The 15,274-nt window shown below is 39.7% G+C and carries 15 protein-coding genes; 10 read left to right on the top strand and 5 right to left on the bottom strand.

Going from position 1 to position 15,274, the window contains the following annotated elements; all coding sequences use genetic code 11:
* Window positions 1-50 precede the first annotated feature (50 nt).
* The 4 genes from HPC67_RS07995 (at window position 51) to HPC67_RS07980 (ending at window position 4,026) form a co-directional block, all read left to right on the top strand.
* A complete protein-coding gene (locus HPC67_RS07995; RefSeq protein ID WP_217587005.1) occupies window positions 51-482 on the top strand; it encodes a hypothetical protein in 432 nt (143 codons plus the stop codon).
* Window positions 469-735 carry a hypothetical protein gene (locus HPC67_RS07990; protein WP_217587004.1) on the top strand — a complete coding sequence of 89 codons (267 nt, stop codon included), beginning with the start codon at window positions 469-471 and terminating at the stop codon, window positions 733-735. The genes HPC67_RS07995 and HPC67_RS07990 overlap by 14 nt, the downstream gene beginning before the upstream one ends.
* Before the next feature lie 76 nt (window positions 736-811).
* Window positions 812-3,250, top strand: a complete 2,439-nt coding sequence (locus HPC67_RS07985) for a phage tail tape measure protein (protein ID WP_217587003.1) — start codon at window positions 812-814, stop codon at window positions 3,248-3,250.
* Window positions 3,247-4,026: a hypothetical protein gene (locus HPC67_RS07980; RefSeq protein WP_217587002.1), complete on the top strand. Its 780-nt coding sequence runs from the start codon at window positions 3,247-3,249 to the stop codon at window positions 4,024-4,026. Before HPC67_RS07985 ends, HPC67_RS07980 begins: the two co-directional genes overlap by 4 nt.
* A gap of 107 nt (window positions 4,027-4,133) precedes the next feature.
* Here HPC67_RS07980 and HPC67_RS07975 read toward each other — a convergent pair whose 3' ends face one another.
* The 3 genes from HPC67_RS07975 to rpsD form a co-directional block, all read right to left on the bottom strand.
* Window positions 4,134-4,295 carry a hypothetical protein gene (locus tag HPC67_RS07975; RefSeq protein ID WP_217587001.1) on the bottom strand — a complete coding sequence of 54 codons (162 nt, stop codon included), beginning with the start codon at window positions 4,293-4,295 and terminating at the stop codon, window positions 4,134-4,136.
* A 262-nt stretch (window positions 4,296-4,557) separates the two neighbouring features.
* The gene (locus HPC67_RS07970; RefSeq protein ID WP_217587000.1) at window positions 4,558-5,052 is read right to left on the bottom strand and encodes a hypothetical protein; all 495 of its coding nucleotides are present in this window, start codon (window positions 5,050-5,052) and stop codon (window positions 4,558-4,560) included.
* 202 nt (window positions 5,053-5,254) lie between these two features.
* Window positions 5,255-5,857, bottom strand: coding sequence for a 30S ribosomal protein S4 (gene rpsD, locus HPC67_RS07965; protein ID WP_217586999.1), 603 nt, complete (start codon window positions 5,855-5,857; stop codon window positions 5,255-5,257).
* A 379-nt stretch (window positions 5,858-6,236) separates the two neighbouring features.
* Here rpsD and HPC67_RS07960 point away from each other — a divergent pair, with 379 nt between their 5' ends.
* Window positions 6,237-8,099 (top strand): sensor domain-containing diguanylate cyclase, encoded by a 1,863-nt coding sequence (locus HPC67_RS07960; RefSeq protein ID WP_217586998.1) that lies wholly within the window; start codon window positions 6,237-6,239, stop codon window positions 8,097-8,099.
* Between the two features lie 36 nt (window positions 8,100-8,135).
* Here HPC67_RS07960 and HPC67_RS07955 read toward each other — a convergent pair whose 3' ends face one another.
* Window positions 8,136-8,618 carry a GAF domain-containing protein gene (locus HPC67_RS07955; RefSeq protein ID WP_217586997.1) on the bottom strand — a complete coding sequence of 161 codons (483 nt, stop codon included), beginning with the start codon at window positions 8,616-8,618 and terminating at the stop codon, window positions 8,136-8,138.
* Between the two features lie 225 nt (window positions 8,619-8,843).
* Between HPC67_RS07955 and refZ the strand changes: the two genes are divergently transcribed.
* The 5 genes from refZ to HPC67_RS07930 all read left to right on the top strand — a co-directional run bounded on the left by refZ (window position 8,844) and on the right by HPC67_RS07930 (window position 14,174).
* Window positions 8,844-9,455, top strand: coding sequence for a forespore capture DNA-binding protein RefZ (gene refZ / locus HPC67_RS07950; protein WP_217586996.1), 612 nt, complete (start codon window positions 8,844-8,846; stop codon window positions 9,453-9,455).
* Window positions 9,456-9,682: 227 nt separating this feature from the next.
* Entirely contained in the window at window positions 9,683-11,380 is a 1,698-nt protein-coding gene (gene ezrA / locus HPC67_RS07945) for a septation ring formation regulator EzrA (RefSeq protein ID WP_217586995.1), read from the top strand.
* A 133-nt stretch (window positions 11,381-11,513) separates the two neighbouring features.
* Entirely contained in the window at window positions 11,514-12,653 is a 1,140-nt protein-coding gene (locus tag HPC67_RS07940; protein WP_217586993.1) for a cysteine desulfurase family protein, read from the top strand.
* Window positions 12,654-12,655: 2 nt separating this feature from the next.
* Window positions 12,656-13,858 (top strand): tRNA uracil 4-sulfurtransferase ThiI, encoded by a 1,203-nt coding sequence (gene thiI, locus HPC67_RS07935; protein ID WP_217586992.1) that lies wholly within the window; start codon window positions 12,656-12,658, stop codon window positions 13,856-13,858.
* A gap of 109 nt (window positions 13,859-13,967) precedes the next feature.
* On the top strand, window positions 13,968-14,174 hold the full coding sequence (locus tag HPC67_RS07930; RefSeq protein ID WP_217586991.1) for an alpha/beta-type small acid-soluble spore protein: 207 nt from the start codon (window positions 13,968-13,970) through the stop codon (window positions 14,172-14,174).
* 67 nt (window positions 14,175-14,241) lie between these two features.
* Here HPC67_RS07930 and HPC67_RS07925 read toward each other — a convergent pair whose 3' ends face one another.
* The gene (locus tag HPC67_RS07925) at window positions 14,242-15,048 is read right to left on the bottom strand and encodes an NAD kinase (protein ID WP_217586990.1); all 807 of its coding nucleotides are present in this window, start codon (window positions 15,046-15,048) and stop codon (window positions 14,242-14,244) included.
* Window positions 15,049-15,274 lie beyond the last annotated feature (226 nt).

The raw sequence follows: 15,274 nt of genomic DNA, 5'->3' as shown, positions 1-15,274 counted from the left end.
GCTGCCTTCATAACGAGGGCAGTCCTTTTTTGTTAGGAGGCTAAAAAAGAATGGCTAAATGGTACGACAAACAGGCTATGATCGATCTATTCAAAAGAGCAGTGCCTTTAAAAGAAAACGAAGTCTACCTGGGTAAAAAGAGGGCTGAGATCAGGAAACTATCACCCAGTGATTTTAAACATTTAATGGGTTCGATAGAGTATCTCCCGAGTCTAGTATATCAAGTTGTATCTGCACGCAAAAATAACGATTTATACGTGATTTTTCTGCAAGCCGCGGATATGGCTATGGACGAGATAGTAAATTTGGTTTCCGTCATTACAGATATAGACGAGGATTACATTTATAAAAATGTTGGACTAGACGAGCTTTATGAGTTTTTAAAGCGAATGACTGAATTCAACAACTTTAATTCTATTGTACAAAATGTAAAAAATTTGTATTTACATGAGAAAGAAGGTGCAGAAGATGCCGATAACTGAAAAAGAAATGAATGACAAAGCCTATGCTGCAGGTATTTTAGCGGGTAATGCAGAGCTATTCCTTGAAGGGCGGGTGCCTGGTCAAAGCGGGATGAACAAACTCACAGAAGCGCTAGAAATCGTTGAGCAATACCAAATGACAAACGAGGAAATCGGTATCTATGTACAAGAAGTGGTGCCTGATGCATCCTACCAGGTTCAACGTTTTATTACTCGGATGATGAGAGCAAAAGGTGTGAATAATAATGGCTGATGTAGGAGAAATCAGAGCTCGTTTAGTTTTAAGTAACAAAGACTTTAAAAACAAGATGGACGAGTCACGAAACAAAATGGAAAAATCCCGCATGTCTGCCCAGAAAATGAACGAGGATTTCGGTAAAATACAAAAGATGAGCATGGTAGCTGGCACTGCTATTGCGGGTGTCGTGGGTGCGAGTATTAAAACAGCTGCTGATCTTGAAGCGGGTATGAGTAAAGTAAAGGCTGTGAGCGGTGCTTCAGCTGAGGAAATGAAAGAACTTGAAGCTGTCGCACGTGAGATGGGGAGTACAACTCAGTTTAGCGCAAGTCAAGCAGCTGAGGGGCTGCAATATCTCAGCCTTGCAGGTTTTGAAGTCCAGGAACAAATTGACGCGCTGCCTTCAATCTTAAACGCGGCAGCTGCAGGTAATATCGAGCTGGGACAGTCGGCTGATATTGTTTCTAACATTATGACCGGGTTTGGAATTTCAGCTTCTGAGACTGAGGGCGCTGTTGATGTCCTGGTTAAAACCATGACTACTGCAAACACAGACTTGCCTCAGCTCGGGGACGCCATGAAAATGGTGGCACCTGTTGCAAAATCTGTAGGCTGGTCTATCGAGGATACGGCCGCGGCGATTGCTAAAATGTCAGATGCTGGTATTCAAGGAAGTTCTGCCGGTACAGCATTACGTGCTTCACTTATATCACTTACGGATCCGACAGGAAAAACGAAAAAGGCCATGAAGGACCTTAAAATAGAAGTTAATGACGCAGAAGGCAACATGAAGCCGCTGCCTGAATTAATGGGCCACATTGCCAGTAAAATGGACGGCATGACCGACTCGCAAAAAACAGCTACGGCATCCCAGTTAGTGGGACGTGAAGCCGCTGCAGGATTTATTGCCTTACTGGATGAAGGGGAAGACAGTCTCAAAGATTATTCATCCGAATTGGATAACGCTGGCGGCACAGCCGAAAGAGTCGCTGAAATTCAAAACGATAATCTGAACGGTGCCTTCAAAGAATTTAAGTCTGCCATGGAAGAACTCGGTATTACAATCGGCCAGGAGTTTCTGCCTGTCTTTACTGACATTGTGCGTAAAGGGTCAGACGTTGTAAGGACTGTTTCAGAACTGGACTCTTCTACAATTAAAGCGGGTCTCGCTTTCGCTGGTACGGCGACTGCTGTAGCGCTCACAGCGTCTTCAGTAGGCAAGCTGATCATTGCTATGCGCGGCTTAATGGTCTCACTGGGACCTGCCGGATGGGCTATTGCGGGTGTATCTGTTTTAGCGGGCGTTATGGCGAGCTTAAATGTCGAAATGGAAAGTAACAGGAAAGTAAATCTTGAAACAGCTGACTCACTCGATAAGCAAGCTGACTCACTGGAAGAAACCGTAAATCAGTACGAGCAGCTGCAGAGTAAAAGCAAGCTGACAAAAGATGAATTTGGAAGACTACTGGACATCCAACAGGAACTGAATAAAGAACAGGATCCCGACAAGATAAAAGATCTTAAGGACGAATATGCTGAACTAGCAGATAAAAGCGGTCTCAGCAAAGACGAACTCAAAAAATTAATCGAGGCAAACGATGAAATAATTGATCAAACCCCTAATGTGAAAAAGTCATTTTCAGAGAAGGGACAGGCCATTGTAGATTCTACAGACGCTGTTAGAGATTATATAGGCTCTTTGCGTGATTTGACACTACAGGAGCTTGAGCAGGAAAGATTTAAAGCCATGCAAAATGAGCAAAACATAATTGAAGAAAATATAGAGCTCAGAAAAGACCAGGCTCAGATTGAAAAAGATATGAACTGGGTTATGGAAATGGCCGACCTGGAAGAGCATAAACGAAACGACATTCTGAAAGAGAAATTGAGAGCAAATGCCCAGGAGCGAGCAAAGTCAACAACGACTGAAGAACGCTTGCTCGAATTGAAAGCAGAAGAAGACGTCCTAAACGCTATTATTAAAGATGGGCTTGGCGAGGGTCTGCAGGTTCTACAGGATCAGAAGAAAACGATTGATGAAAAAATTGAAGGCAATAAAAACGAGCTCAAACAAATGGATGCCATTAATGATCGTATGATCGATGTGCTGCTGAAACAAGAAGGTCTTACCGCGGAAAAGGGTAAAAGCCTTGATGTGGTTAAAGAAGAACTTGAAAAACTTCAAAAAGAAAAGAAGCAGCTCGAAAAAAATGCAGGTACCGCAAAAGAGGGTACCGAGGCTTACAGAGAATCGAAAAGGGCCATTGATAACAAAATCAGAAGCCTCGAAGGTGTTTACGACGAAATTACGAGTATCACAGGCAACGCCCATAACATGAACAGCACACTCGGAGCAGGTATTTCGAAAACTGTATCTGTGCTTTATAAGTCGCAGGGACGTGTTCCAGCTGGGTTAAGGCAGACGGGACCTGTTGCTTACCATACAGGCGGAATTGTGGGGCGGGATCCTGCTCCTACTAATAAAAGCATAAGTTTTTTAATTAATAAAGATAGGAGCGAAGCATCATGACACTTGTATTAAATGCGGGTATAGGCGGTCTTTTCGTTATTATGACTTCAGACTTTCGGAGAACTCTTGCAGAACGTCATATAGATTATGAAAAACTGAGTATTAGTAATTACGAAACCGCAGAAAAGACCAAAAGCACAGACGGAAAGCCTAAAGTTTACAGGTTAACTGATAAAGTAATGGCGGCTACCGGTGGAATTGAGTCACCCGGAAAATACGTACTTGATCAGCTAAAGAAGAGGGTTAAAACACACCATGACTTAACAGACTGTAAAGCCATTCTTGAACTTGTTTTATTTAAGTGCAGGGCTGAAAATAAAATATTCCACGTAAATGAGGCTGTATCATTGTTAATGAGCGGTTTCTATAATGACGGCAGCATAGGCTATGCTGGTTTTATATCGGGTGAGGAAGTCGATGTGTTTGAGCAAAAAGCGGCAGCTGATGAATACTTGTATAACATGATAACACCGGATAAGAAATATTTGGAAAACATTCCGGAACTGTTTACTATCCCTGAGATTTTCGATGAAGAAAAGTCTTTTTTGAATAACGTTCATCCGTCGGAGCTCTCAAACAAAATTTTAAAGATGATGACCGAACATCTAAAGAAGATCCACAGCTATATTGCTGGACAGCATACTGTCGATGTATCACCGGGAATGAGTGTACATTTAATTGCTTTTAACAAGGGACGTTATGATTATGACCATGTTTCATATAACCTTATCGAGCCATATAAGCAGTTAGAAAGCATGAAGCAAAAAGTACGGTGAACCACTCAACAACCAACGAAGCCCCTCACTTTTCGAGGGGCTTCTAATGTGTTTATACCCGAAGCATGTTAAATGCTTATATGGGCCTCTAAATGCTTTTTAGATACTTAGTAATTTGTCAGATCCTCTTGTTTCATTTCAACAAATTCCTTAGAATCTAACACTTCTCCACCTAAATGGGCTACAGCATTAGCGATTGCTGTATCAATTTCACCTTCATCATAATTATCAGGTAGTTCAACTTCAAGTTCAATTCTCGCGTACTTCATCTATATTTCCCCCTAATATTATAATCATATGTATTTTAGCACGAGTCGTGGTAATTTGAAATGATCACGGTCACAAGAGGTGCGTTGAATGTAGCTCCTTAAACAAATGTACGGCACTTCTTTTAGTATCTATACTATAGATAGTCCCTTGCTAACGGCATACAATATAATTGTGTTCAGCGTATGCGTGGCAAGGGACTTTAAATTCCTTCTAAACTTCATAGGAGGCATTTCGCCTGGCATGTGTTGCGGAATATATGAATTAATCTAAAACAAACGCTTCTTTATCTACAACGTTTCGTATATCTACAAAGTAAATTTTTTCTGCGTTGTCTTTTCCATCCTCTTGGAAAACAAAATGCGTACCATGCAATTCAACAAGCGTGCCGTTTCTATAAGCATCTTCACCCTCGTCCAGTTCCCAGTATTTTTCGATTACAGTTATTTCGTCTCCAGGTTTATTATCAATCAATGCTGTTATACCATCTTTCATATAGACAAATTTTCTCGCATCCCTGTGGAATAAATAACAGTTCACGCGCTCTAATTGCTTTAGGTGCCTCTTGTTAAGCAGTTTTTCTCTAGTATAAGGCAGGCTCCTCTGCCTAGATCCATCACTCATTCTTATAAGCGGGCGTAAAATGTCCGTATCACGTACGGGAATATCTTCCCCCATAACTGTACATATAAATAATTCGTCACCCTCAAAAGACAAATCCCCGGTAATGTAGTTTGTTTTCTTGTTATTGAGTGTCATTGTTTATTCTCCCTTCGTACCCTCGTTCATTGCAGCGCCTGCTCACTATAAATAATTAGCCCCAAACTAGCCCCAATTTAGCCCCAAAAGTACACATTTAAATACATTCTTTTACAAACCTAAATAAAACAAAAAAGCCTTGAACCCTTGATATAACAAGGATTCTAAGGCTTTAAATGTTGTTAAAAAAATAGCACTCTTATTAACGTGAGTAGAATTCAACGATCAATGCTTCGTTGATTTCAGCTGGAAGCTCTGCGCGTTCTGGTAAACGGTTGAATGTACCTTCGAGTTTGTTTTCGTCGAATGTCATGTATTCAGGTACGAAGTTGTTTACTTCAACAGCTTCTTTCACAATGTCAAGGTTTTGTGAACGTTCACGTAGGCCGATAGCTTGGCCAGGCTTGACGCTGAATGATGGAATATCTACACGCTTACCATCAACAGTGATGTGACCGTGGTTAACGAGCTGACGAGCTTGTCTGCGTGTGCGTGCAAGACCTAGACGGTACACGAGGTTATCCAGACGTGATTCAAGGAGAACCATGAAGTTTTCACCATGAACACCTTGCATTTTGCCTGCTTTGTCAAAAAGTGTACGGAATTGACGTTCGTTCAAGCCATACATGAAACGCAACTTTTGCTTTTCTTGTAGCTGAAGACCATATTCCGAGATCTTTCTGCGTTGGTTAGGGCCATGTTGCCCTGGTGGGTAAGGGCGACGATCAATCTCTTTCCCTGTACCAGTTAATGAAATGCCGAGACGGCGGGACTTTTTCCAAACGGAGCCTGTAAATCTAGCCATTGGATATGTCCTCCTTTATTATTTTATTTGCATAAAATAAAGCGGTATGTGCCAAACGCTGTGCATTTTGTTTTCATGTACCATCGCTCCAGCAGCAAAGAGTTACACGATACACCTCCTAATCAGCCTTATAGATGATTAGCGAGGAACAAAATGACCTCAAACGCCCGTACATTTAAGCTACTTTTTATTTTACACAACTTCTAGTATATAAGCTGGCTTAACATAAGTCAAGAAATGATTGTCTCTTGAAAAATTATTTAGTAACCAGGATTATTTATGGTACATTTTACCTCTAACTATGCTAAAATAACTATACGCACATCATTCAAATAGGCATAAATACCTAATTGGGTTTAATTTTTCTGAAGGTGATATGATGATAAATAAGGACGGGGTACACATTAATATTAAGCAACTATACTTTGATTTAACTTTAGAATTAACCGATAACTTACAAAGAAGTTTTTATGATAAACTTGCAGATGGTTTGCAAAAAATTACAGAAGCATCGAGCTTAGCGATCTATCAATGTGATCCTTGGACATCATGTTATTTTAAGCGCGCAGAAAGCTTTATAGCTGAAGAGACATTTGCAGATCAATTTGTTATGGATGAGAATGAAAGCGCACAATCGGCTATACAGAACATGGTGTCTCCAGAAGAGCGAATTCAAGTCCTTCAAACTGAGGTTGATTGTAATGGGTTAATCATTGCGGCTACTCGTGTTAATGAAGATATCAAGCAAGATACTTGGAACATCGTTGCTCAGGAGACAGAGAAGCTTTTACGTGTCTTTGTATCGCGAAACGAGGCTGAAGACGACAAAAGGAAGCTATCCTTTTTATTCAATTTATCAGCTAAGCTAAATGGTTTATATACGAAGGCGGAAATTTTGCAGGAATTAAAGCATGCTTTAGAGGTAACATACCCTGAATTTTCTTATGAGCTTTTACTGTCGCAGGATTTTGAAGCGGTTGGAATTTTACCAGTTCAATTGATTGCCTATGCCGATGATATGACGAAACGCGTTAGTTCTCAAGCCTTTATGACAGGTGACATTCAAATCGAAAATCGTTGGAATGACAGAACGACTTGTATTTATGCTCCTTTAAGAGGTGATCAAGGTGTATATGGTGTTTTGAAAATTGTCGCCGGTGAAAACATCCATTTTCCAGAGGATGAGCTCAGCTTCGTGTCCCGTTTTTCTAATGTTGTGGGAAAGGCGATTGAGAATGCTTCGCTTTATGAACGGTCAAATCGACTCGTAAACGATTTAAAATGGATGAATGAAGTAACACAACAACTCAATTCGAATCTGGAATTAGAAGATATTGTTACACTTGTACGGGACCGTACGATAGAAGTATCTGAGGCCACACAATTAGGGGTTGTGTTCATTAATGAATCATATGATCAGTCCTTCCAAGTTCGGCCTGGAAGTACGGATTATTTCTTTTCAGAACAAGGCACTGTATTTGTTGAATACATTGTAGAGACGATGTTGCAGGAAAAAGACATCATTTTTACAGGCGATATGGCGAGTCGAACCGATTTAACAGCTTATTGTTCAGTTATGGCGATTCCGATGCTACAAGGCGGTAAGCTTGAAGGTATTATAATTGCAATGCATGAAGCATCCTACCATTTTTCTCTTGATACATTGAAGCTTGTGCAATCATTTATTCAGCATTCGAGTCTCGCTTTTTCCAATGCGCTTTTAAAGGCTGAATTGGAGAAAACAGTGATTACAGATTACTTGACTCAATTGTATACGAGAAGCTATGTAGATGAAAAAGTGATTAGCCATATGGACTCAGGAGAATGTGGTGCGCTCGTATTTTTTGATATTGATAATTTTAAACAGGTTAACGATACGTATGGCCACCATATTGGAGATGAAGTCCTGATCCAAGTGGCGCAAATTATCGAACGTCATTTAACAGGGGAAGAAATTGCGTGTCGATGGGGTGGCGAGGAGATTGCTGTGTACTTGCCAGAATCAGGAATTAAAGAAGGGCTTGAGATTGCAAAATCCATTCGTGAACAAGTTGCTAAAGAATCTGAGCCTACGGTTACATTGTCATGTGGAATCGCTTCTTGGACGCAAAACACACCTGATTCTGCAAGAGCGTTGTTTGCCAGATCTGATCAAGCATTATATCAGGCGAAGCAAACAGGGAAAAACAAAGTCGTTTTAGCAAACCAGCCTTATGATACTTCACATGGATTGGTAACATAGGACACATCAAAAAGATTATAATACAACAAGCCCTGATTATTTCAGGGCTTGTATTAATTCTTCAACAAATGCTTCTATATACCTTTGATCAGTCTCATCAAATCGACCGGTAACAGGACTGTCGATATCAAGGACACCGTATATGTTATCATCTATAATGATTGGAACGACGAGCTCAGATTGTGACGCACTGTCGCATGCGATATGGCCAGGGAATTGGTTCACGTCACTAATTCGTTGGGTTTGGCGATCTTGAACGGCTGTGCCACACACACCTCGCCCAGACGGTATTCTGATACAGGCAGGTAATCCTTGGAATGGTCCGAGAATCAATTGGTCATCCTTCCAGAGATAGAAGCCAACCCAATTAATATGATCCATGCATTGATTTAATAGAGCGGATGCATTGGCAAGAATTGCAATATGATCCGTTTCTCCTTCATTTAAAGCTTTTAATTGCTTGAGTACCAATTGATAATCTTGATCCTTATTTCCTGTGTATTGCATAGCTTTAAACATATATTCATCCACCTTTAAAGACGTATTGACTACTATGTGATAATTAAACGAAACCATAGAAGGAATTTTATCCACTTTTGTCGTAACATACCATTATGAGGAATATGTCGAATGACATGATTCGTTGACAACCATTAGGACATTATTAGGGAATATAAGCCATTTACTTATAAATAAATCGTATACTTCACTGCGTTGTAATTAACTAAAGGGAGTTGAACAAAATTGAAACGCAATTCATCAAAGCTTAAAGTCATCGAGGCTGCTTCTGTGCTTTTTTATCAGAAAGGCTTCAACGGGACTTCTGTACGGGACATTGCAGATTATGCTGACGTCAATGTTTCGTTAATTAGTTATTACTTCCAAAATAAACAAGGTCTCTTAGAATACGCTGTTACCAATTATTATGAATCATACTTGCAAGCGATAGAAGCTTTACATCAAGACGAAAAACTTGATCATCCTGTTGATCAGTTAAAGCAGATCGTATCGACGATTATACAGTATAAACAGACACATCAGCAATTATCATGTCTCATCCATCGTGAGCTGTCACTTGATTCTGTCTTCGTAAGAGAAGTGACAGTCACGTATCTTGCTAAAGAAAATTATTACATACGAGAAGCTTTTTTTAATGTACTTCCTGAGCGGTTAAAAACAAATTATCAACGGCAGTTTCTTTATTTGCAATTCAAAGGCATGCTTGCAGCGCCATATGTATTGCACAATGAATGGAAAAATCAATCAATGGATCAATACTCGGACCAACGATTTGCTGAGCAATATGCCCGAACGATTCACGCATGGATTGATCACTTAACAGACGAGGCAATATAATTTTTCTTGAAAGAAAATAGGTATGTATTTAAGACAAAAAAAGAACTTTGCACGTGAATTAAAGAAAGAAATGAATAAAATAATGTCAAAAACACAATTAAATTGCTTTTTTTTGTTCCAAATCGTTGTGAACATGGTATCATTATAGTAAATCAATAATTTGTTCCGATCTGTAGATATGCATAGGAGCAACCTCTTTAATTTGGGACATGTCTGGGGGTTTCATGATGGAGTTTTATATTGCCATAATACTACTCATTATAGCAATCATTATTTTTGGTTTAATTATGAGAAAGAGAATATATGATGCGGTAGATCGGTTCGAAAGCTGGAAGCTGGATATGATGAATCGTAATATTGCTCATGAGCTGGGCCAAATTAAGCGGCTTAATTTATCCGGAGACACACAAGAAAAATTTGAAACGTGGAAGGGACAATGGGAAGATATTGTCACGAAAGTTCTTCCGGACGTTGAAGAGTATTTATTAGATGCAGAAGAAGCTGCTGATCGGTACCGTTTTCCAACGGCGAAAAAGAATTTACTCAAGATCGAACAAATTCTAGAAACAGCAGAGCAAGACATTGAGTCGATTTTAATGGATCTCAATCATCTGCTTGAATCGGAAAAAATGAGCCGCAAAGATATTGAACAGCTTGAACCTGATATCCGCACATTACGCCAAACGATCTTAAACAATCGCTATCAATTCGGTAAAGCAGATATAAGGTTTGAGGTATTAATTGACGAACTCGAGAAAAGGTTGACCGTCTATCATGAACTTGTTGCTGAAGGCAATTACTTTGATGCCCAAGAACATGTTGAACAGCTTAAAGATGATGTTGATAAGATGCAACAGATGATCGGTGCATTTCCAGATATATATCAAATGTGCAAGCGAAAACTCCCATCAGAACTTGATGACCTTTCTTCCGGTATCAAAGAAATGAAAGATGATGGCTATCGAGTGGAGCACTTTGGGTTCGAAAAAGATATACAACAGATGCACAAACGTCTGCTAGATGGTCTGGATCTATTAGAAAAAGCACAAATAGATGACGTTGAAACGATGATCCCTGAAATTCAAGGACGGATTAAAGAGATGTATGAACGGCTTGAAAAAGAAGCTGTTGCTAGAAATTACGTTGAATCAAAAGTGCCAACTTATGAGCATTTAATTGACGAGCTTGATAAGGATTTCACAGATACGAGAGCAGAAGTTGATGTTTTGAAGCAAGCGTATCATTTTGATGACAGAGATATGGAAAAGTATCTAACACTCGACAAATCAATTCATCAAATGATGCATCAACTAGACACCTTCAAGAATGAATTGAATACGAAGTCACATTCATTTTTGAGAGAAAAGCTAGAAGAAGGCTTGGATCATATCGAGCAACTTAAACAAGACCATCAACAGTTTAAAGATACGATACGAACATTAAGAAAAGATGAACTAGAGGCGAAGTCCAGTATACAAGACATGAAAGAACTTGTTCACACATTGCATCGTAAATTAAATAAAAGTAACTTGCCAGGGGTTCCGACCTTTATGTTTACGATGATGGAAGATGCAATGGACAAAATTAACCGTGTCATAAATGCATTGGACAAACAACCATTGGACATGGCTGAAGTGCAATCGACTCTCGGTGAAGCAAAGGCAATGGTTGATCAAGTGAAAGAGCAGACTACCTTAATCCTAGAACAGGCTTATTTAACCGAGCGTGTCATTCAATATGCAAATAGATATCGTAGTCAAGACCCGACTCTCGCTGCTAAACTCGTCGAGTCAGAGCGATTATTTCGATCTTACGAATATGAGGTCGCACTTGAAAAGGCTGCGACTGCGCTTGAGGAGATTGAACCAGGTGCGTTGAGACGTATCGAGGCAAATGTTGAAGAAGTAGATCTGGTTTACAAATAAACAATTGACAAATTAGGCGCATTTTATTGATGCGAACAAAGACTGACTATCGGATGAATGCCGAAGCCAGTCTTGTTTCTTGTTATGGATTTTTAAGGTATGAACAAATTGAATGTACAAGGGGTTAGACGAAATGATTTATTTAGATAATAGTGCAACGACAAAACCGGACCCGTCCGTTTTAGATAGCTTTTTACAAGCGACAACAGTCTATTTTGGCAACCCATCAAGCGTTCATCAATTAGGTGGAACAGCTGAGAAGTTGCTTCAGCAATCCAAGCAACAGGTTGCACAGCTGTTAAATGTCAAAGAATCTGAAATCATTTTCACTTCAGGAGGAACAGAAAGTAATAATACAGCTATTAAAGGGATTGCTTTACAGCACCAAAATCGTGGTCGACATATTATAACGAGTGCGATTGAACATGCATCTATTATAGAGCCCTGTCAAGCACTTACTGAATTAGGCTTTGAGATTACGTATGTACCTGTGGACGAAGATGGTGTCGTTTCTCCTACAGCCATTCAAGACGCCATTCGAGATGATACAATATTGATTAGTATTATGCATGTCAATAACGAAATTGGTTCAATTCAGCCTATTTCTGATATTGCAGCCATCGCCAATCAACATCCAAAGCTTTTTTTCCATGTTGATGCTGTTCAAGGAATTGGTAAAGTTCCTCTTGATCTTTCTGAGCCTGGAATTGATATGGTGACGATGTCTGGTCATAAAATACATGGTTTAAAAGGAACAGGGTTATTGTATATAAAAGAAGGCACATCTATTTTTCCACTGCTTCATGGTGGACATCAAGAGCAGGGATTGCGTGCTGGAACTGAAAATGTAGCGGGAATTGTTGCGTTTGCTAAAGCACTGAGGTTAGCAATCCAAAAACAGGATATGCATGGACATGAACTAAGTGAGCTGCATAATATGTTACGCCGAAAACTAGAGCATATACCCGATATTCAAATTAACACACCTATACATGCTGCACCGCACATCATGAACATTTCTACACCATGGCACAAGCCTGAAGTTCTCGTGCATATGCTCGCTGAAAAAGGCATTTATATTTCTACTAAATCCGCCTGCACTTCAAAACAGAGCGAGGCAAGTACAGTTTTATTGGCGTGTGGTCACTCCCAATTAAATGCGAAGTCAGCCGTCCGCATTAGCTTGGCATATGATACAACGGAGGAAGACGTGACGACGTTTGTAGACACGTTAACTCAAATCATTAATCAACTACAGAAAGTGATGAAATAATTATGAAATATGATCATATTATGGTTCGTTATAGCGAAATCGCCTTAAAGGGCGGAAATAGAAAGATGTTTCTTTTAAAGCTCCAAGACAATATTAATCGGGCTCTAAAAGAATACGAAGGAATTAAAGTAAAGCGTACACAGGGGCGTGTGTTTATTTTATTGAATGGTCATGCACCTGAGCCTATTATTGAGAAATGTCGCAAGGTGTTCGGTATTCACAGTTTGAGTCCGGCAATGAAGTTAGAAAGCGATTTAGAACAAATTCAAAAGGCAACACTTGAAGCACTTACGAAAGCAACTGACGCCCAAACATTTAAGATTATTGTAAAGCGTATTGATAAAACATTTCCACATCGATCTCAAGAGATGAATCAGCTTCTCGGTTCATATCTTTTGAAAAACACAGAAGGGTATACTGTCGATGTTCATCACCCTGATGTTGCAATCAAAGTGGAAATTCGAAATGAGGCGACATATGTAACGTCTCAGGTTACTCCTGGTGCTAAAGGCTTGCCAGTCGGTACAGCTGGAAAAACACTGTTATTATTATCTGGTGGAATTGATAGTCCTGTAGCAGGCTATTTAGCGATGAAACGCGGTGTTCAGCTAGAAGCAATTCATTTTCATTCACCACCATTTACAAGTGAACGCGCTAAACAAAAAGTGTTGGATTTAGCTGATGTCCTTACAGCTTATGGAACAAAAATTAACATCCATATTGTGCCATTTACAAAAGTTCAACAAACGATCTTCAGAGAAATGCCTGATAGCCATGCGATGACGATTATGCGTCGAATCATGCTTAGAATAAGTGAACGGGTGTGCCGTGACAATGGCATTTTATCCATGACAACAGGTGAAAGTCTCGGGCAGGTTGCAAGTCAGACGATGTATAGCATGCATGCCATTAATGATGTGACAAGCTTTCCGATCTTAAGACCTTTAATCGCGATGGATAAAGAAGACATTATTCATATATCAAGAAAGATCGGTACGTATGATATATCCGTACGTCCTTATGAGGACTGCTGTACAGTGTTTGTTCCGAAATCGCCGAAAACGAAACCACAAAAGGAAAAAATCCAAAAGTATGAAGCGAAGTATGATTTCACAGATTTAATCGACGAAGCTGTAGCAGGCATTGAAACCGTCACAAGAATACCAGGTGTATCATCAACAGATGAATTCGATGGCTTGCTCTAACACAAGCTTGACAATGATATAACATATGTAGCAACAACTACCAGCTATTTTATTGCATGTTATGTCTCATTTCCACACATTCTATGTGTACCAAAGGAGGTGAGACATAATGGCTTACAACAACAATAGTTCAAATCAGCTCGTTGTACCTGGCGCTCAGCAAGCTTTGGATCAAATGAAAACTGAAATCGCACAAGAATTTGGTGTACAGCTTGGCCCTGACAACACGGCACGTGCAAATGGTTCTGTCGGTGGCGAGATTACGAAGCGTCTTGTCCAAACTGCTCAACAGCAGATGGGCGGCGGATCCCAATAAATTAAATAAAACAATTGCAAAAGGAGCTCACCTTAAAGGTGGCTCCTTAATTTAATGAAGTAGATGATTATTGTTCAAGGAATGTCCGCTTGACACGGTCCCAAAAGGAGTTGTTTTTTAATTTCACTGTTTTAATCACTTTGTCCCCGAGTGTGACCTCTATGCTACGAATGTTTCTGATGGAGTATGCTTCGTTGTCCAAGCCAATGACAGGATAATCATTTCCGTCTTGGACGATTTTAATAAGCAGTTTTCGATCTTGATTTAATATAAAGGAAGAGCCAAGCGTCCGGTACGTATTATTGTTTAGAGATGCAAGTTCAGATACTTGAAAACACGGAAGCTTAGGATCTATTACCGCACCACCAGTGGACTTACTATAGCCTGTGCTACCTGTTGGTGTTGAAACAATTAAGCCATCTCCCCGAAATGTTTCAAAATGATGATCATCAATATAGACGTCCATTACAATCGTTTTTATAATGGTTGAACGAATACTTGCCTCATTCAAACATTCATAAGTGTTCTCGCCATTAACACGTACATTAATGACCGGAAACTTCCTTACTTCTTTTTCTGCGTGCTTCATTGTTTCAATCATGTCATCAAAATGATCAATGTTAAAATCGCAATAAAGTCCTGCTTCATCTGAACGGGTTAGCCCTGTATACAGGCAGTCCTGCCTAAAGCCTGTATATCTGACTGCCCGAAGAAATGCACCATCACCGCCAACGCTTACAATGATGTGAGCGTCCTTGTGATCTTCTACAATTGTAAATCCATTTTCTTCAGCCAATGTGAATAAAGGCCTTAGCTGTGCTTCTATTTCATCATCCTTCTTATAGTAAAAATAAATAGACGTCCGTTCATCCATCGTATAAACCTCCATTTATGTTGTGGCATTAACTGATACTATGTACTTCCACTACCCTGAGCTAAAAAGTGAAAAGTGGCTCCTTCAATGAGAGTGCTAAAAAAACGCTCTTTAGGAGAATTTATAAAAATTATGGTTCTTTATATATTTTACCATGATTACAAATGGAATTCAGCAAAACGAATAGAGTAAAATAAACACTTCTCGCACAAAATAAATAAAAGAT

Source organism: Lentibacillus saliphilus (assembly GCF_019093865.1).
Taxonomy (GTDB): domain Bacteria; phylum Bacillota; class Bacilli; order Bacillales; family Amphibacillaceae; genus Lentibacillus_B; species Lentibacillus_B saliphilus.
Note: the sequence above shows the minus strand (reverse complement) of the source record. Positions and strands in the feature narration are given on the sequence as shown.